The 18,502-nt window shown below is 74.5% G+C and carries 15 protein-coding genes; 6 read left to right on the top strand and 9 right to left on the bottom strand.

Features of this window, described 5'->3' with window-relative positions; all coding sequences use genetic code 11:
- Nucleotides 1–18: 18 nt before the first annotated feature.
- The 7 genes from HS045_RS35920 to HS045_RS24115 form a co-directional block, all read right to left on the bottom strand.
- The gene (locus HS045_RS35920) at nt 19–1,761 is read right to left on the bottom strand and encodes an ABC transporter ATP-binding protein (protein WP_196453658.1); all 1,743 of its coding nucleotides are present in this window, start codon (nt 1,759–1,761) and stop codon (nt 19–21) included.
- On the bottom strand, nt 1,758–3,644 hold the full coding sequence (locus HS045_RS24140) for an ABC transporter ATP-binding protein (protein ID WP_196453657.1): 1,887 nt from the start codon (nt 3,642–3,644) through the stop codon (nt 1,758–1,760). Before HS045_RS24140 ends, HS045_RS35920 begins: the two co-directional genes overlap by 4 nt.
- Before the next feature lie 79 nt (nt 3,645–3,723).
- The gene (locus tag HS045_RS24135) at nt 3,724–3,852 is read right to left on the bottom strand and encodes a SapB/AmfS family lanthipeptide (RefSeq protein WP_189235733.1); all 129 of its coding nucleotides are present in this window, start codon (nt 3,850–3,852) and stop codon (nt 3,724–3,726) included.
- A 53-nt stretch (nt 3,853–3,905) separates the two neighbouring features.
- A complete protein-coding gene (locus HS045_RS24130; protein ID WP_189235733.1) occupies nt 3,906–4,034 on the bottom strand; it encodes a SapB/AmfS family lanthipeptide in 129 nt (42 codons plus the stop codon).
- Between the two features lie 4 nt (nt 4,035–4,038).
- Nucleotides 4,039–6,699 (bottom strand): class III lanthionine synthetase LanKC, encoded by a 2,661-nt coding sequence (gene lanKC / locus HS045_RS24125; protein ID WP_230884563.1) that lies wholly within the window; start codon nt 6,697–6,699, stop codon nt 4,039–4,041.
- A gap of 122 nt (nt 6,700–6,821) precedes the next feature.
- Nucleotides 6,822–7,565, bottom strand: coding sequence for a sensor histidine kinase (locus HS045_RS24120; protein WP_196453656.1), 744 nt, complete (start codon nt 7,563–7,565; stop codon nt 6,822–6,824).
- 293 nt (nt 7,566–7,858) lie between these two features.
- The gene (locus HS045_RS24115) at nt 7,859–8,563 is read right to left on the bottom strand and encodes a M50 family metallopeptidase (protein ID WP_374191412.1); all 705 of its coding nucleotides are present in this window, start codon (nt 8,561–8,563) and stop codon (nt 7,859–7,861) included.
- 156 nt (nt 8,564–8,719) lie between these two features.
- Between HS045_RS24115 and HS045_RS24110 the strand changes: the two genes are divergently transcribed.
- Complete coding sequence (locus HS045_RS24110) at nt 8,720–9,202, top strand: nuclear transport factor 2 family protein (RefSeq protein ID WP_196453654.1); 483 nt, start codon at nt 8,720–8,722, stop codon at nt 9,200–9,202.
- Nucleotides 9,203–9,281: 79 nt separating this feature from the next.
- Here the strand turns inward: HS045_RS24110 and HS045_RS24105 are convergent, their stop codons facing one another.
- On the bottom strand, nt 9,282–11,498 hold the full coding sequence (locus HS045_RS24105) for a thiamine pyrophosphate-dependent enzyme (RefSeq protein WP_196453653.1): 2,217 nt from the start codon (nt 11,496–11,498) through the stop codon (nt 9,282–9,284).
- 220 nt (nt 11,499–11,718) lie between these two features.
- On the opposite strand from HS045_RS24105, the gene HS045_RS24100 reads away from it, so the two are divergent.
- Nucleotides 11,719–12,801, top strand: a complete 1,083-nt coding sequence (locus HS045_RS24100) for a hypothetical protein (protein ID WP_196453652.1) — start codon at nt 11,719–11,721, stop codon at nt 12,799–12,801.
- A 126-nt stretch (nt 12,802–12,927) separates the two neighbouring features.
- On the opposite strand, the gene HS045_RS24095 is transcribed toward HS045_RS24100, so the two are convergent.
- Nucleotides 12,928–13,527 (bottom strand): TetR/AcrR family transcriptional regulator, encoded by a 600-nt coding sequence (locus HS045_RS24095; RefSeq protein ID WP_196453651.1) that lies wholly within the window; start codon nt 13,525–13,527, stop codon nt 12,928–12,930.
- 100 nt (nt 13,528–13,627) lie between these two features.
- Here HS045_RS24095 and HS045_RS24090 point away from each other — a divergent pair, with 100 nt between their 5' ends.
- From HS045_RS24090 to HS045_RS24075, 4 genes are all read left to right on the top strand, one after another.
- A complete protein-coding gene (locus HS045_RS24090) occupies nt 13,628–15,196 on the top strand; it encodes a carboxyl transferase domain-containing protein (protein WP_196453650.1) in 1,569 nt (522 codons plus the stop codon).
- Nucleotides 15,193–15,399, top strand: a complete 207-nt coding sequence (locus HS045_RS24085; protein WP_196453649.1) for a hypothetical protein — start codon at nt 15,193–15,195, stop codon at nt 15,397–15,399. Before HS045_RS24090 ends, HS045_RS24085 begins: the two co-directional genes overlap by 4 nt.
- Nucleotides 15,399–17,456 carry a biotin carboxylase N-terminal domain-containing protein gene (locus tag HS045_RS24080; protein ID WP_196453648.1) on the top strand — a complete coding sequence of 686 codons (2,058 nt, stop codon included), beginning with the start codon at nt 15,399–15,401 and terminating at the stop codon, nt 17,454–17,456. Before HS045_RS24085 ends, HS045_RS24080 begins: the two co-directional genes overlap by 1 nt.
- Before the next feature lie 89 nt (nt 17,457–17,545).
- Nucleotides 17,546–18,502 carry a hydroxymethylglutaryl-CoA lyase gene (locus HS045_RS24075; RefSeq protein ID WP_230884778.1) on the top strand — a complete coding sequence of 319 codons (957 nt, stop codon included), beginning with the start codon at nt 17,546–17,548 and terminating at the stop codon, nt 18,500–18,502.

The following is an 18,502-nucleotide window of genomic DNA, read 5'->3' as shown; positions in this document are numbered from 1 at the left end:
TGGTCGTCCGGGATGGGGTCAGGCCGCGTGCCCGCGGGACGCGTCCGGGCGGGCGGCGGACGCGTCCGGCGCGGAGGCGGTCCGGGGGTCCCACCGGCCGACCAGGTCGGCGTAGAGGGGGGACGAGGAGAGCAGCTCCCCGTGCGATCCCAGCCGCACGCGGGTGCCGTCCATGACGAGGACGCGCCGGGCGCGCAGGGCGGAGGCCGGCCGGTGGGCGATGACGAGGAGCGTGCCCCCGCGGCGGGCGAACGCCTCCTCCGCGCGGGCCTCGGCCACCGGATCGAGATGGCAGGTCGCCTCATCGAGGACGACCAGGCGGGCCGGGGCCAGGTAGGCCCGGGCCAGCGCGACCAGCTGGCGTTCGCCCGGGGAGAGCAGGGAGGGGCGGATCTCGGCGGAGTAGCCGCCCAGCCGCTCCACCAGCCCGGTCAGGCCGATCGCCGCCACCGCCCCGTCCACCTCCCGCGCGCCGGCCCGCGCGAGGTAGGTCAGGTTCTCCATGAGGGAGCCCCGGAAGACGTACGCCTCCTGGGGGATGAGCACCCGCTCGGCCGGGTCGAGGCGGTCGGCGGGCACGCCGCCGACCAGGACCTCGCCGGCGTCCGGCCGGAGCACGCCGGCGAGGAGCCCGGCCAGCGTGGACTTGCCGATGCCGCTGGGCCCGACCACCGCGAGGTGGTCCCCCTCGGGGACGGACAGGTCGAGACCGGCGATCACCGGTTCGGCGTGCGGCCCGTAGGCGAACGTCACGCCGCGCAGTTCGGCCCCCCCGTGCACGGCGGGGCGGCGGTCGCCCGCCGTGCGCGGCCGGTCCGCGGCGGCCCGCGCCGGCTCCCCGATGCGGTCGAGGGCGACCCACAGCCGGACCCCGCTGACGCCCAGCCCCTCCACGAGGGTGTCCAGAGCCGGCGCCAGCGACTGCGTGACGTAGGCCAGGGCGCCCAGGACCGCACCGGGGCCGGCCCCCTCGGACAGCAGCCAGGGGGTGCCGGCCAGCACCAGCACGACCGGGGCCCAGCCTCCCACCGCCAGCGACAGCGTGCGGACGGCGGTCACCCGCGCGAGTGCGCGCCCCGCTTCGGCCTGCTCCGTCACCCGGCGTCCCACCGCGGCGGCCACCCGCTCCTGCGCCGCGCAGGCCGTGATATCGCGCAGTCCTCCGGCCACGGCCGTGACCGACTCCGCCGTCCGCTCGTCGGCCAGCAGGAACGCCCGCTGCCGCCGGGCCAGCGCCGGCAGCGAGAGCAGGAAGAGGCCGAGACCGGCGACGAAGGGCGGCAGCACGAGGGCCAGCACCTGCGGGATCAGCGCCGTCAGCCCGATCAGCACGCTCACCGCGGTGAAGGCGAAGGACCTGACGACCGCGACGACCGAGGCCAGCGCGTCCCGGGCCAGCTCCACCTGGAGGTTCGAGCGGGCCACCGCCGAGGACTCCGTGCCCGGTCCCGGCGCGGCCGACCGGTCCAGCGCGGCCTCGACGACGTGGCCGAGCAGATCCTCCCGGAACGGTTCCACGATCGCGGCGACGGCCAGGACGACCTGCTGCGCGCCGAGGGCGGCGACCAGCCAGGCCCCGCCGAGGACCGCCAGCCAGACCAGGGCGGTGACCGGCCGGTCCGCGGCGAAGCCGTCGTCGATCGCCCCCGCGATGGCGAGGCCGATGACGAGCGCGGGCGCGCTCTCCAGAACGGACCAGAGGCCGAGCCGGACCAGGAGGCGCGGATCCCGGCGGAGCGCCCGGCGGACCGGCCGGTTCACGGTCTGCCCGCCCGCTCGGCGGCGTCCGTCCGGCTCGGACGGGGTGCCGCGGCACCGGTCCGGTCCGTTCCGCCGGTCCGGTCCGTCCCGTCGGCGTGCTCCGTTCCGCCGGTCCGGTCCGTCCCGCCGGTCCGGCTCGGACGGGGTTCCGGTTCGCCCGGCCCGGACGGCCGTACCTCGAAGACGGCCCGGTAACCGGGATCGTCCCAGAGGCGGTGGTGCCGGTCGTAACCGCGGACCCGGCCGTCCTCCAGCCAGACCACCCGGTCGGCCGCCGCCGCGGTCGCGACCCGGTGGGTCACGATCAGCCGGGTACGGCCTCCCAGCTCACCGGCGAGCGTCTCGCTCACCCGGTGCTCGGTCAGGGTGTCCAGACTGGAGGTGGCGTCGTCCAGGACGAGCAGGCGCCGGCCGTGCGCGAAGGCGCGGGCCAGGCCGAGCCGCTGCCGCTCCCCGCCGGACATCGGGGCGTCGGCGAGCGGGGTGCCGTACCCCGCCGGGAGCCTCCTGACGAAGGCGTCGGCGCACGCGGCGCGGGCGGCCGCGCGCAGCGCCTCCACCCGCTCCGGGGCGGGCGGGCCGGCCGGCGCCCCGGGAGCAGGTCCGGGGCCGGTCTCCCGCAGGCCGAGGCCGATGGCGTCGGCGACGGTCTCACCGATCAGGACGGGGCGCTCGAAGGCGTACCCGACGGCCCCGCCCAGCGCCTCCCGGGACAACTCCGGCAGCGCGACGCCGTCGAGGAGCACCACGCCGGCGGAGGGGTCGGCCAGGCGGCCCGCGAGGGCGGCGAGGACCGACTTGCCCGCACCCGACCGGCCGACCACGGCCACCGCGCATCCGCCCGGGACCAGCAGGTCGACCTCGGACAGGCCGTCGGCGGTGACGCCTCTCAGCTCCAGGGTGCCGGGGCCGGGGGGCAGGCGGTGGCGGCCGTGGGTCCTGCGCGGTTCGGAGAGCAGCTCGCCGATCCGTCCCGCGGCGGCCCGCGCCCGCGCCAGGCGGCCCGCGTAGCCCAGCGCCGCACCGAGTCCGGCGCCGAGGACGACGTAGCGGGCGGCCGAGTACAGCTCTCCCGCGGACAGGTCGCCCGCGGCGAGGCGGAATCCTCCGACTCCGAGCACGGCCACCTCCAGCAGCGGCACCACGACGCCGGCCCGCACGCCCGCGCGGGCGTTGGTCCGCCACATCTCCATGGCGTGCGCGCGCAGCCGGGGGAGCGGGGCCAGCACCCGCGCCTTCTCCTCGGCGAGGGTCCCGGCGGCGGCGATCGTGCGCGCCCCGGCCAGGGCGTCGGTCAGCCGAGCCGCGATGTCGCCCTGCGCCTCCTGGTAACCGCCGGCCAGGGTGGTGCTCACCCGCAGGAAGGTCCGGAGCACGAGCACGATGGCGACGAGGCCGACGGCCAGGGTCAGCGTCAGCCACAGGTCGATGAGGGTGAGCGCCACCAGGCCCCCCGCGGTGGGGATGACCAGCGCCGCCCCGGTGACGAGGGTCTCCGGTGCGCGGCCCGCCTCTTCGGCGTTGACACCCGCCCGGGTGGCCAGTTCCCCTTCGGAGAAGCGCCGGCTCAGCGCCGGGCCGACGCCGAGCACGTGCCGGACGGTCAGGTGGCGCAGCCATTCCGAGGCCCGGGTGCTGGACGCCCCTGTCGCCCACACCCCGAGGGCGTCGCACGCCACGGCCGCGGCCACGACCGTGACGCAGGCGCCCAGCCACGTCCCGCGGGAGGGCGCGGCCGAGACGAGGGCGTCGACCGTCCGGCCCAGGACGAACGGGAGCGCCAGCTGCGCGAGCGCACCGGTCACGGCGGTGACCGCCAGGACGCCGAGCCACGGGCCGCTGCGCCGCACGATCCGGGCGACCAGCCGATCCGACGATCGCACGCATCCCTCCTCTCCCGGTGCCGTCCGCAAAGGAAATGTCCGGGACGGCCTGCGCAGGCCGTCCCGGACACTCACGCCGCTAGTGGCAGAGCGCGACGCTGAGGTTGCTGGGCTTGCCGGAGTTGCAGGTCAGCGCGGTCAGCGTGCTGCCGCCGCCGTGGCCGCCGCCGGTGGGGGCCTCGAGGGACTGCAGGTCGAGAAGGACCATGGGGATCACTCCAGTTCTGGTGGTCGTTCGGGGGATGGATCGGGAACCGCGGACTAGTGGCAGAGCGCGACGCTGAGGTTGCTGGGCTTGCCGGAGTTGCAGGTCAGCGCGGTCAGCGTGCTGCCGCCGCCGTGGCCGCCGCCGGTGGGGGCCTCGAGGGACTGCAGGTCGAGAAGGACCATGGGTTCACACCTCCTTCGGTTGCTCGTCGGGACGGGACCGCTCGGCGGGTTCGTGCGCAGGCGACACCGTTGCCGGAGCGCCTGCACCGCCGGGCGGTTGGATGAAGGGGAGGAACACCGGGCGGTCGTTCAGCGCGGTGCTCATCGCGAACAGGACTCCGGCCGTGCCGGTCGCGAAGTCCATGGAGAGCCGGAGCAACTGGTCGCCGGGGAAGGCCAGTCCGCCGCCGTGACGCAGCGCGTGCCAGCCCAGCCCCCGGATCTGCTCGGCCAGGTCGGTGCCGGGGTCGTCGGGGAAGGGGCCCAGCCCTCCGCCGAGAGCCGCGATCATGCCGGCCCGGCCGGTGAACAGGCCGGGCTGCACGAAGTATCTCCCGCGGGTGACGAGCCGGCAGGCGTCCAGCGCGGCCGTGAACCCCTCGTCGTCGCGGTGGGCCAGGTAGCGGGCGAGGACCAGGCCGATGCCCACGGACCCCTCGTCGAGATAGGGCAGGGTGCGCCAGCCCTGGTCGACCTGGAGCGTTCCGTCCTGGGTGGTCCGGCACCGCCGCAGATCCTGGCGGAGCGCCACGGCGGCGTACTCCAGCAGCGCGGTGTCGCCGGTGTGCTCGTAGGCGTGCAGGAAGAGCAGGGCGGAGCCGGCCGAGCCGTACATCAGACCGGCGCGGGGGCCGGTTCCGCCGCTGAGCTCGGGCACGTCCTCGGGGCCGCCGAGCCGGTCGGCGCAGATGCCGGCGGCGCGCAGCGCGGTGTCCGCGAGCGCGGGCTCGCCGGTGGTCCGGGCCAGGTGCAGGAGGTTCAGGCCGATCCCGGCCACGCCGCCGAACAGGCCGGTGCCGAGCAGCTCCCATCTCTCGCGCAGGCACCTGTCCAGGATGTCCAGCGCGTCCTGGCGGTGGCCGAGCCGGTCCAGGACGTGCGCCACCCCGTGCAGCCCGTCGTAGAAGCCGATGCGCGCCCCCCGTCCCAGGTCGCGCGCCCGGCGCCGCAGCCACTCCTCGTGCTCGGGGAAGCGCCCGGCCCCGGCGGCGTCCAGCGCGTAGAGCACGCCGGCGGCCCCGTGGGCGAAGGCGAGGCCGCCACCGGGTTCGAACTGGGCGGGGTCGCCGGGGAAGAGCCGGTCGTCGCGGTCGGGGGTGGCGCTCGCCAGGATGGCGCGGACCATCGCGTCGCGGACCTCGGGCCAGTCGTCGTGGCCCGGCCGGGGTGCCGGCCGCGACGTCACCGGCTCCGGACCCGTGATCGTCCGGACCGCGTCGTCGATCACCTCGGGCGGGACGGGGAAGGCCTCCTTGATCAGGCCCGCCAGCTGGACGGCCTTGCCCCGGTCGAGCATCTGCATGATCATCAGTTGGGGGGCGAACAGCCCGATGCAGAGGCAGGCCAGGGCGTAGGCGTCCGTCTCGACGCCGTGCCGGTCGCGGGGCGCGGCGAAGGCGGGGTGACCGAGCGTGGCGCGTCCGCGGTCCTCGGCGAGGGTGGCGACCTCGTAGTCGATCAGGACCATGCGGCCCTCGGCGGTGACGAGGATGTTGTTCGGGTGCAGGTCGCCGAAGACCACCCCGCGCCCGTGCAGGGACGCGACGGCCGCCCGGACCGCGGGCAGCACGTCGAGCACCCAGGCGGTGTAGTCGGCGAGCTCACGGGGACCGCAGGAGGCGCGGGTCAGCGGGTACCTCTGCACGAGGAGCCGCTGCAGCGGGTTGCCGTCGACGAACTCCTGGACCAGGAAGTGGTGGTCGCCCAGAGTGAAGTGGTCGACGAGCGCGGGCACGGCCTCCAGCCCCGACAGCCGCTCCAGCATGTCCCGCTCGTGCGCCAGCCGGGTCACGGCGTCCCGGTCCATGGTGTCGAGCCCGGCGTGCGGGCGCGCCTCCTTCAGCACCACCCGCCGGCCGGTCCGCGTCTCCCGGCCGAGGTAGACCCCGCCGCCGTTGGAGAACTGGATGACGCTCTCGATCTCGTACGGCAGGCCCGAGGTGGTGACGGCGTTGCGCGCGGCCAGGTGGGGTTCGAGGAAGGCCGGCAGCGTCATCCACGGAGGGAGGCTGAAGGAGGGCCCCCGGACGTCCGGGACGAGATCGCCGTTCCCGTCCTCCAGGGCCAGCACCGGCTCGCCGTCCTTCCCCGGGCAGTGGCGCGGGACGAAACCGCCGTACCGCACGAAGAGCGGGCCGTCGCCGTACCGGAGGTCGCTGAGGATGTAGGGCCCCCGCACCCCCCGCAGCAGGACGTCGAGCTCCTTCAGGACGAGTTCGAGCTGGCTGTCGTCCAGCGGGTAGACCGTGACCAGCTTGCCGCTCGATCCCCGCGCGGCGGCCTTGGAGTTCAGCATGGTCATGACCGGCCGGCTGCGCAGGAACTTGAACGGGATGTCCCGCGGCACGCAGTAGTCCCACACCGCTTCCATGGCGCGCTCGGCGTCCTCCACGCACGCCGACACGTGGATCTTCCAGCCCTGCGGCGGCACCGCCGCCTCGGCGGGCGCGTAGTGCATCCACGTGTCGGTCGCCTGGTGCGCCCAGCCGTCCGGGACCTCCCGTGACGCGAGGGGGAAATCGGGGTGGCCGCCGCGGCTGCCGTCGAGCGTGTCGTAAAAGAGCGGATCCGCGAGGCAGTAAAGCTCGTACTGGTCGTTCACGGGGATCTCCTTGCTGGCTTCCATGAAGAGAATCCCGGACGTAGGGGGCTATTTCCAGTTACAAGTTCCACCGCTCGCATATGCATAATTCACAGGTCCGATGGTGAAGATATGCGTCGCGCGAGGTGGAGCCGTTGAAGTGAAAGTTATTCGGAAAAGTCCACGGGGACGTCGACGACCAGCCGGAACCATCCGTCCGGTCCGGCCGCGGCCTCCACGGTGCCCCCGAGACGGGCCATCCGCTGCCGGAGGTTGGCCAGGCCCCCGGCTCGCGAACGCGTTCCGGGGACGGGCGGGGAGCCGGCGGCGGGCTCGGCGGCGAGGGCGCCGGACGGGGCCGCCGGACGGGAGCGGCCGGCGGGGAACCGCCCCGGACCGGCCGCGCCGTCGTTGGCGACGGTCAGCCGCAGCCGGCCGTCGTGCCGGGCCGTCTCGATCACGCACTTGCGGACCGCGCTGTGCCGCAGCATGTTGGTGACGCCCTCCCTGACCACGGCGCCCAGCGCCCTGTTCAGGTCCGATGGCAGGCCGGCGGCGTCCACCCGGGTCAGGCAGTAGGCTCCCAGGCTCCACAGCAGCGCCTCGGCCCGTACGGCCTCACCGTGCAGGGAGAGGGTCCGCTGGGACCGGGAGGCGTTGCGCACGGCGTGGGCGGCGTGCCGTACCGCCTGGAGGGCCTCGGCGAGTTCGCCGCGGAGCCGGGCGTCGTCGCGCGCCTGCCGGTAGGCCAGCTCGCTCTTGATCGACGCGAGCCAGAGCCAGTGGCCCACGAGATCGTGCATGTCGCGGGTGAAGTCCTCGCGCGCCCGCGCCACGGCCCTGTCCCGCTCGGCCGCCTGCTCCCTCCGGAGCCGTCGGAGCCGCAGCCAGAGAAGGACCGTTATGCTCAACGAGGCGGGGAAAAGCAGTGTCGTGATCGTCACCGCGGGATGGATGTGAGACAGCATGCCGACTCTCGCCGGAGGGGAACAACTCCGCCATAAAACCATCAACCAAGTTAACTGTCAACAAAACCAAATAATGCTCGGCTATGTCAATGAATCCGACAAGTCAACACCGGTCATGATCGCCTGATATGTAATATTCACGGCTTTTCGTTCACCAGGGTTCGCCGGGGTTCACCAGGGTTCGCCGGGGTTCGCCGGGGTTCGCCGGGGTTCGCCGGGAAAGCCGACAGGACCGCTCAGGGCAGGCTGAGCGGCAGCGGCACCAGCAGGTAGGCGCCGGCCAGCAGGGCGGCTCCCGAGACCAGCAGGAAGAGCAGCACCCAGAATCCGCCGGGCAGGAAGGTCAGCCGGGCGAGCTGGTCGGCGTCGGAGTCGGGGGCGCGGCCGTGGCGGCGCTTGCGGCCCAGTTCGAGGATCGGCCGGATCCCGCCGAACAGCAGGAACCAGACGGTCAGATAGGCGATGACCGCGTCGACGTCCGCGGGGGCGTACCAGGTGAGCGCGGTGATCGCTCCGCCGACGGCCAGCAGGCTCACCGCCCCGAACAGGTTGCGGATCACCACCAGCATGCAGACGAGCAGCGTGATCACGACGGCGATGAGCACGGCGACGTAGCCGGCGGAGGTCAGCCACGCCCCGCCCAGTCCCAGCAGGGAGGGGGCGACATAACCGGCGGCGGCCGTCAGGATCATGCCGGGACCGGTGGGCCTGCCGCGGGTGAGCGTCACGCCCGAGGTGTCGGAGTGCAACCGGATGCCCTGCAGCCTGCGCCGGGTGAGCAGCGCCATCACCGCGTGCCCGCCCTCGTGGGCGATGGTGACCAGGCCCCGGGAGAGCTGCCACGAGGTGGACCACGCCACCACCGCCAGGGCGGTCAGCGCGGACAGCAGCACGACCCACGCGGGCGGCCCCGGATGGGCTGTGGTGAGAGTCACCCACACCTCGCTCAACGGTCACTTCCCCTCGCAGACGTCCCGGAACGCCAGAGCAAAGCGTCCCACGGGAACAAGTCTGGTGGAGACAGGCCCGGGGTGCTGTATACCTGTGAAGTATCTGCCGTTATTAAGCTCGAAGTGCAGAATGGCAATGATCGGGAGATGCCCGTGAGCGACACCCACGCCACACTCGTCAGGACCTTCTACGACGCGCTCGCGCGCCGCGACCTCGACGCCATGGAACGCTGTTACCACCCCGACGTCACCTTCGGCGATCCGATCTTCCAGGAGCTGGAGGGCCGGGCCCGGATCATGGGCATGTGGCGCCTGCTGATGGGGTACGGCACCGGCCTGGACGTCTCGCTCGGGCGGGTGAGCGCCGGCCGCCACGAGGTGACCGCCGACTGGACCGCCGGATACACCTTCGCCGCGACCGGCAGGAGGGTCGTCAACCAGATCGACTCGCTGTTCCGGTTCGAGAGCGGGCTGATCGTCCGGCAGCACGACGACTTCGACTTCAAGCACTGGTCGAAGATGGCCCTCGGCCGGCCGGTGGGGCTCGTCGTCGGCTGGACCCCGGCGCTCCGGGCGCGGATCCGGAGCCAGGCCATGGAAGGACTCAAGGAGTCGATGGCCCCCGCCTGACACCGCCCCGCCCGGGTCCGGGCGCTCCGCCCGGTCGGCGCCGGGATTCCCCGTCCGGAGCGCGGAGCCGTCGGGCCCGTCAGCCGAGGAGCTTGCGGGCCGCCTCCTCGATCTCGTCCTCCGAGAGCAGCACGTGCTTGGCCGCATCCCCCAGCGGGACGAAGCTGTCGGAGGAGGTGACCCGGGCGATCCTCCCGCCGAACCCCGCGTCCAGCAGCTCCGCGACGATCCCCTCCGAGACGCCGCCGCTGCGGCGGGTCTCGTCGGCGATCAGCACGTTGCCGGTCAGCTCGGCCGCGCGCAGCAGGTCCTCGACCGGCAGCGGGGACAGCCAGCGCAGGTCGAGCACCCGGCAGCCGTACCCCTCCGCGGTGAGCCTGACCGCGGCGCGCAGGCTCATCCGCAGGCCGTTGCCGAAGGTCGCGATGGTCAGGTCGCGGCCGTCGCCGTAGCTGCGGGCGCGGCCGATCGGGACGTGCGTCTCGGCCCAGCGGGACGGCGGCGCGTACGGCGCGAGCCAGCCGCCGTCGCCGTCCTCGAACATGTCGCGCGCGGTGTAGAGGGCGATCGGTTCGAGGAAGACGCAGACGCTGCCGTCGGTGCGCGCGGCGGCCAGGCAGGTGCGCAGCATCGCGGCGGCGTCGTCGGGCCGGGCCGGGGAGGCGACGACCAGGCCGGGGATGTCGCGCAGCGCGGCCACGGAGTCGTCGTTGTGGAAGTGGCCCCCGAAGCCCTTCTGGTAGGCGTAGGAGGGCAGGCGCAGCACCATCGGGTTGCGGAAGGCGCCGCGGGAGAAGAACTGCAGGGTGGCGGCCTCGCCCCGGATCTGGTCGAGGGCGTTGTGCAGGTAGGCGAGGTACTGGACCTCGGGGACCGGGAGCAGGCCGGACACGCCCGAGCCCAGCGCCAGGCCGAGCACCGTCTGCTCGTCCAGGAGCGTGTCGAACACCCGGTTCGCGCCGAAGCGCTTCTGCAGGCCGCGGGTGACGCCGTAGACGCCGCCCTTGCGGGCCACGTCCTCGCCGAAGACCAGGACGTCGGGACGGGCGGCCAGCTCGTCGGCCAGGGTCCGGTTGATCGCCTGGGAGAGGGTCAGCGGCCCCTCGTCCTCGGGCAGCCGACCCCCGAAGGCCCGCTCGCGGGCCGCGGCGGGGGCGGGGGACGCCGCCGCCGCGGCCACGGCCCCGGGGGTGCGCGGGGCCAGCGGTTCCATGATGTCGACGGCGGAGGTCAGCCTCGGCCGCCGGGAGCTCTCCAGGGCCATCCGGAGCAGGTGCTCGCGCATCGTCTCGTAGCGGGTGAGCAGCTCGTCGGGGGTGGCCAGCCCGGCCTCGACGAGCAGGCGGGCCGTGGCCGCCAGCGGGTCGCGGGCGAGGTCGGCGTTGATCTCCCGCTTGGTCCGGTAGGACAGCTCCACGTCGGAGCCGGCGTGGCCCATCAGCCGGACGGTGCCCAGGTGCAGCAGGGCGGGGGAGCGGGTGGCGCGCACGTGGTCGGCGGCCGCCCTGGCCGCGTCGTGCGCGTCGGCCAGGTCGCAGCCGTCGGCCGCGAAGTACGTGAGCAGGGGGTGGCGGGAGGCCTCCACCCAGCCGCTCGGGGTCCGCACGCTGATGCCCAGCCCGTTGTCCTCGCAGACGAACAGGATCGGCAGCCCCAGACCCTGGTAGGAGCCGTAGGCGGCGGTGTTGAGGCCCGACAGGGCGCTGGCGTGGTTGACCGAGGCGTCGCCGAAGCTGCACACCGCGACGGCGTCGTCCGGCCAGGCCCCCCGCACGCCGAGCTGGCGGGCGCGCTCGATCGCGAAGGCCACGCCCACCGCGCGCGGCAGATGGCTGGCGATCGTCGAGGTCTGCGGGATCACCGCGAGGTCCGGATGGCCGAAGACCTTGTGCCGGCCGCCCGCGATCGGCTCCTCCGCCGAGGCGACCAGGCCGAGCAGCACGTCCCGCAGGCCCTGCTCGGGCAGCCGCCCGGCCATCGCCGAGCGCGCCAGGTAGAAGGCGCCGGAGCGGTAGTGCAGCAGCGCCGGGTCGGTCGTGCGCAGGGCCGCGGCGACCGCGGCGTTGCCCTCGTGACCGGCGGAGCCGATGGTGTAGAAGCCCTCGCCGCGTTCGCGCAGGAGGCGGGCGGTGACGTCCAGGAGCCGGCTGCCGAGCTGGAACTCGAACAGCTCCCGGCAGCGGGCTCCCGTCAGACTCGTGCCCTCGCGCACCGGCAGCGCCGGGTCGCGCCGGGTCCCGACGGTCAGGTCCGCCACCGCTTCGGCGAAATGAGTCTCAACAGTGTCGCGCGCCACACGGCTGATTATGTCCCGCAGAGCCGTCCCCGTCGCCGTCCTTGGCCTCTTTCGTCCACCGGATCTTTCCCCGGGCCCGGGGACGGCGGGCTCCGGTGGACCTGCTCCTGACACCAATTCGGGCGTTTTATCAACCGATCGACCGGTATATGCGTCTACTTGGTGTACCGACGTGGCACCCTCACCGCCGCGTCCAGCCCACGGGAGGATGGACACCCGAATGTTGCACCGCACCCGAGCCGCCGCCGTCGCGGTGGCCGTGGGAGCCGGGGCGATCGCCCTGGCTCCCCCCGCCGCCGCGGCCCCCCTCGCGGCCGCCGCGGCCAGGACCGCACCGGACCCCGTCGTCTCCAACGTGGCGATCGCCCCCAACCCGGTCGTGGTGACCGGGTCGCCGGTCACGGTCAAGTTCACCTTCACCACCCGGCACACGGGCGACGTCGAGTTCCGACTCAGGGCGCCCGGGGCCGCCTGGGCGACCGTCAAGCTCACCCCGGCGCCGCACGGCCTGGAGACCCGGTGGACCGCGTCCAAGGAGTTCGGCGCCGCCGCCGCCGGGCAGTGGAGCTACGTCGCGGTCGCCCGGGCCGCGGGCAAGCCGGACGACACGGCGAGCGGCAAGTTCACCGTCGAGTCCAGGAAGGTCCTCGACACCAGGATCGTCGACTTCGGCGCCCGGCCCGACCCGATCGACCGGGGGGACACGCTGACCGTCCGGGGCCGCCTGCAGGCCGACGGCACGCTCGGCTGGGACGGCCGCGCCGACCGCGAGGTCGCGATCCTGTTCCGCGCCGACGGCTCGTCCCGGTGGACGCGCGTCGCCGCGGACCGGACCGACGCCGACGGCCGCTTCAGCGTCGACACCGCCGCCGTGCGGTCCGGAAGCTGGCGCGCCGAGTTCGGCGGCGACTCCGGGGCCGAGGGCGCGAGCAGCCCCGTCGACCACGTGACGGTCCGCGAACCCGCACCCGAGCCGGAGCCCGAGCGCGGCGAGAGCCGGATCTCCTCCTTCAACGCCTCGCCGGAACCGGTCCGCCACGGCCGGTACCTGAGGTTCCGCGGCACGCTTCAGGTCGGCGACGGCTGGGGCCGGGAGGGGCACCGGGCCAAGGTCCGGCTGTACTTCAAGCCCGACGGCGCCGGACGGTGGCACCACGTGAAGAACACGTGGTCCACCGGGAGCGGGAAGATCTACACCAAGGCCAGGGCCTACCGGTCGGGCCACTGGAGGCTCGTCTTCAAGGGGGACGCGGACTTCTACGGCGACTCCAGCCGCGCCGACCACGTCAGGGTCAAGCGCTGACCCCGCCGTGACGCGGCCCGGAGAGGGGGCGCCCGCACCGGCGTCCCCTCTCCGGGGCCCGCACCGGCGTCCCCTCTCCGGGGCCCGCACCGGCGTCCCCTCTCCGGGGAGTGAAGTTAACGGTTCTTAACTCCGTGCCGCGGCCAGGGCCGCGCGGGCCATGGCGTGCAGCAGCGGGGCCATCGCCTCCGGCGGCAGCTCGCCCGCGCTGTGCGGGGTCGAGTTGAGCAGGCCGAAGACCGCGTGGGTGGCCGCGCGCAGCCGGGACGGCGGGCAGCCGGGGTGCAGCTCGCTCAGCACGGTCACCCACTCCTCCACGTACAGCCGCTGCAGCCGGCGGATCCGGCGGCGGGCCGGCTCGGGGACGTTGCCCAGCTCGCGGTCGTGCACGGTGATCAGCGCCGGATGGCCGAGCGCGAACGCGATCTGCCCGGCCAGCAGGGCGTCCAGCGCGCTCTCGGCGTCGGGCGCGGTGGTGACGCGCTCGGCCGCCGAGGTGTGCAGGCGCTCGCTGACGTCCAGCAGCATCTCCGCCAGCAGCGCCTCCTTGCCGCTGAAGTGCCGGTAGAGCGCCGGGCCGGAGGTGCCGACCGCGCCGCCGATGTCCTCGATGGAGACACCGTGGAAGCCGCGCGCCGCGAACAGCTCCGCGGCGGCGTCCAGGATCTCCGTGCGCCGGGAGCGGCGTTCGCGGGTAGGGGTACGGGCGGTCGTCACGACTCGCATGGTAGACGGTGGCGTTAACGATGACTAACATCTCCGGTGGAGTTAGCGGCCGTTAACCCCCGGCAACGGCGCCGGGCGGTGATCTCGAAGGAGGCCCGCATTGGGCAGCTGGCCGGTGCTGCGCAGCACCTGCGATCCGGGCGGGGTCGCCTTCGCGGCGAACGCCGAGGTCAACGGGCGGCTCGCCGCCGAGCTGCGGGAGCGGGTCGCCGCCGCCGCGCTGGGCGGACCGGAGCGCTCCCGGGCCCGGCACACCGCCCGCGGCAAGCTCCTGCCCCGCGAGCGGGTGGACGCGCTGCTCGACCCCGGCTCCCGCTTCCTGGAGCTCTCGCAGCTCGCCGCCACCGGCCTGTACGGCGGCGACGCCCCCGCGGCCGGGATCATCACCGGCGTCGGCCGGATCTCCGGCCGCGAGTGCGTGGTGGTCGCCAACGACGCGACGGTCAAGGGCGGCACCTACTACCCGATGACGGTCAAGAAGCACCTGCGGGCCCAGGAGGTGGCCCTCGACAACCGGCTGCCGTGCGTCTACCTCGTCGACTCCGGCGGCGCGTTCCTGCCCCGGCAGGACGAGGTCTTCCCCGACCGCGAGCACTTCGGCCGGATCTTCTACAACCAGGCCACCATGTCGGCGCGCGGCATCCCGCAGATCGCCGCCGTCCTCGGCTCCTGCACCGCCGGCGGCGCCTACGTCCCGGCGATGAGCGACGAGGCCGTGATCGTCCGCAACCAGGGCACCATCTTCCTGGGCGGGCCACCGCTGGTGAAGGCCGCCACCGGCGAGGAGGTCACCGCCGAGGAGCTCGGCGGCGGCGAGCTGCACTCCCGGACCAGTGGGGTCACCGACCACCTCGCCGAGGACGACGCGCACGCCCTGCGGATCGTCCGCGACATCGTGGCCACCCTGCCCCCCCGCCCGCAGGCCCCCTGGGAGCGCCTGCCCGCCGAGGAGCCCGCGCACGACCCCCGCGACCTGTACGGCATCGTGCCCGCCGACACCCGCACGCCGTACGACGTCCGGGAGGTCGTCGCCCGCCTCGTCGACGGCTCCCGGTTCCTGGAGTTCAAGGCCGAGTACGGCACGACGCTGGTGACCGGCTTCGCCCGCGTCCACGGCCACCCCGTCGGGATCATCGCCAACAACGGCATCCTGTTCGCCGAGTCCGCGCTCAAGGGCGCGCACTTCATCGAGCTGTGCGACCGCCGCGACACCCCGCTGGTCTTCCTGCAGAACATCAGCGGTTTCATGGTCGGCCGGGCCTACGAGGCCGGCGGCATCGCCAAGCACGGCGCCAAGATGGTCACCGCGGTCGCCTGCGCCCGGGTGCCGAAGTTCACCGTCGTCATCGGCGGCTCGTTCGGCGCGGGCAACTACGCGATGGCCGGCCGGGCCTACTCGCCCCGCTTCCTATGGATGTGGCCGAACGCCCGGATCTCGGTGATGGGCGGCGAGCAGGCCGCCAACGTGCTGTCCACCGTCGGCGACGCCGACCCCGACGCGATCCGGCGGCAGTACGAGGAGCAGGGAAGCCCCTACTACTCCACCGCCCGCCTCTGGGACGACGGCGTCATCGACCCGCTCGACACCCGCACCGTCCTCGGCCTGGCCCTGTCGGCCGCCGCGGGCGCCCCCCTCGACCCCGTCGGCTACGGCGTCTTCCGGATGTGACCGCGACCATGACCATGACCGCGACCATGACGGCGACCGCGACCCTGACCGCGACGACGACCCTGACCGCGACGACGACCCTGACCGCGACGACGACCCTGACCGCGACGACGACCCTGACCGCGACGACGACCCTGACCGCGACCTCCACCGCGGGCGTGACCCCGGTCACGGCCCGCCCGCTCCGCCGGGGGCACCCCTGATGCTCTTCCACACCGTCCTCATCGCCAACCGGGGCGAGATCGCCCTGCGGATCATCCGCACGCTCCGGCGGCTCGGCATCCGCTCCGTCGCCGTGTACGCCGACGCCGACGCCGGCGCGCCGCACGCCCGCGCGGCCGACGCCGCGGTCCGGCTGCCCGGCGGCTACCTCGACATCGAGGCGGTCGTCGCCGCCGCCGCGGCCACCGGGGCCCAGGCCGTCCATCCCGGCTACGGCTTCCTGGCGGAGAACACCGCCTTCGCCCGGCGCTGCGCCGAGGCCGGCCTGGTCTTCGTCGGACCGCCCGCCGAGGCCGTCGAGGCCATGGGCGACAAGATCCGCGCCAAGGCGACCGTCTCGGCGGCCGGGGTGCCGGTGGTGCCCGGCGCCGCCGAGCCGGACGACGACCTGCTCACCGCCGACGTCGGCTTCCCCGCGCTGATCAAGCCGTCGGCGGGCGGCGGCGGCAAGGGCATGGTGCTGGTCCGCTCGGCCGCCGAGCTGCCGGAGGCACTGGAGTCCGCCCGCCGTACGGCCGCCGCCGCGTTCGGCGACGCGACCCTGCTGGTCGAGCGGTTCGTGCAGGATCCCCGGCACATCGAGATCCAGGTGCTGGCCGACGCCCACGGCAACGTGATCCACCTCGGCGAGCGCGAGTGCAGCCTGCAGCGCCGCCACCAGAAGATCGTCGAGGAGGCGCCGTCCCCGCTGCTGGACCCGGAGACGCGGGCCCGGATGGGCGCGGCGGCGGTCGAGGCGGCCCGCTCCGTCGGCTACGTCGGGGCCGGGACGGTGGAGTTCATCGTCCAGGGCTCCACGGCCGACTACTACTTCATGGAGATGAACACCCGCCTGCAGGTCGAGCACCCCGTCACCGAGCTGGTCACCGGCCTGGACCTGGTCGAGCTCCAGCTGCGGGTGGCGGCCGGGGAGCCGCTCCCGCTCGCCCAGGACGACGTGCGGCTGCACGGCCACGCCGTCGAGGCCCGCGTCTACGCCGAGGACCCCGCCCGCGGGTTCCTGCCGACCGGCGGCCGGATCCTCGCCCTGCACGAGCCCGGACTCCCCGGCCCCGGCCGGCCCGCCACCGACGGGACCGTCCGGGTCGACTCCGGCCTCGCGGCCGGCGCGGTCGTCGGCAGCGACTACGACCCGATGCTGTCGAAGGTCATCGCCTGGGGGCACGACCGGCCGCGCGCGCTGCGGACCCTCGACCGGGCGCTCGCCGACACCACCGTGCTGGGCGTGACGACGAACATCGCCTTCCTGCGGGCGCTGGTCGCCCACCCCGAGGTGGCCGCCGGAGACCTCGACACCGGCCTGGTCGAGCGCCGTCTCGGCGAGCTGGTCCCGCCCGCGGGCACCCCGGACGACGTCCTGGCCGCCGCCGCCCTGCTGCTGCAGCACGACCTCGTGCCCGCCGCCCCGGCCGACCCGTGGGACGTGCCCGACGGCTGGCGGCCCGGCGCCGGGGCCGCGTGGACCGTCTGGCGCCTGGAGGGCCCCGGCGGCGTGACCGCGGTCGGGGTGCGCGGGCTGCCCGGCGCCGGGAGCGGGGCCGCCGAGGTCCGCCTGCCGTCCGGCGGCGGTGACGGCGACGGCGACGGCGCCGGTACGGCGGGCGCGGGCCGGGTCCTGCGCGCGGAGCTGGCCGTGGACGGCTCCGGCACACCCGTCACCCTGCTCGTCACCCTGGACGGCGTCCGGCGGCGCTACACCGCCGCCCGCGACGGCGACACCGTCTGGCTCGGCCGGGAGGGGAGCGCCTGGGCCCTGACCCGCCACCACCTGGGCGACCCCGGGGACCGGGCGGGCGCCGGGGCGGCCGGCGACGGCGCGGTCCGCAGCCCGATGCCCGGCACCGTGCTCGTGGTGAAGACGGCGGTGGGGGAGCGGGTGTCCGAAGGGCAGCCGCTGGTCATCGTCGAGGCGATGAAGATGGAGCACACCGTGACCGCCCCCGTCGGCGGGACGGTCGCCGAGCTGCCGGTGCGCGCCGGGCAGGCGGTCGACATGGACGCCGTGCTCGCCGTCGTCCGGCGGGAGGAGGAGCCGTGACGGCCAGGGGGACGACAGAGGGGACGGCCGGCGGAGCGACCCGGGGGACGGCCGGGAAGGCACGGCCCGCGCCGTACCGGGCGGAGGGCCTGCCGGAGCGGGTCACGGTCTACGAGGTCGGGCCGCGCGACGGGCTGCAGAACGAGCCGGTGGTCGTCCCCGTCGAGGTCAAGGCCGAGTTCGTGGCCCGGCTCGCCGCCGCCGGGCACACGGTGATCGAGACGACCAGCTTCGTGCACCCGAGGTGGGTGCCGCAGCTCGCCGACGCCGCCGAGCTGCTCGCCGCCGTCGAGAAGGTCCCCGGGGTGCGCTACCCGGTGCTGGTGCCCAACGAGCGCGGCCTGGAGCGGGCGCTGGAGCACGGCGTCACCGAGATCGCGGTCTTCGCCAGCGCCACCGAGACGTTCGCCGCCAGGAACCTCAACAGGACGCTGGAGTCGCAGTTCGCGATGTTCGAGCCGGTCGTCGCACGGGCGCTGGAGCACGGCCTGAAGGTGCGGGCGTACGTGTCGATGTGCTTCGGCGACCCGTGGGAGGGCCCCACCCCGATCGGCCAGGTCGTCGAGGTCGGCCGTCGGCTGCTCGGCCTCGGCTGCCACGAGCTCTCCCTCGGCGACACCGTCGGCGTCGGCACCCCCGGCCACGTGGCCGCGCTGATCGAGGCGTTCGGCGGGCCCGAGCGGCTGGCGGTGCACTTCCACGACACCTACGGCCAGGCCCTGGCCAACACGCTGGCCGCGCTGCGCGCCGGGGTGCGGGTGGTCGACGCCTCCACCGGCGGCATCGGCGGCTGCCCGTACGCCGAGTCCGCCACCGGCAACCTCGCCACCGAGGACCTGGTCTGGATGCTGCACGGCCTCGGCGTGGAAACCGGCCTCGACCTCGGCGCCCTGGTGGAGACCAGCACCTGGCTGGCCGGAAGGCTCGGCCGCCCCAGCCCGTCCCGGGTCGTCCAGGCCCTGTCCACGGCCCCGTCCACGGCCCCGTCCACGGCCCCGTCCACGGCACTGTCCGAGGCCCCGTCCGCAGTCCCGACCGAGGAGTGA

Source organism: Planomonospora sp. ID82291 (genome assembly GCF_015711645.1).
Taxonomy (GTDB): domain Bacteria; phylum Actinomycetota; class Actinomycetes; order Streptosporangiales; family Streptosporangiaceae; genus Planomonospora.
This window is presented reverse-complemented; position numbering and strand designations above follow the sequence as displayed.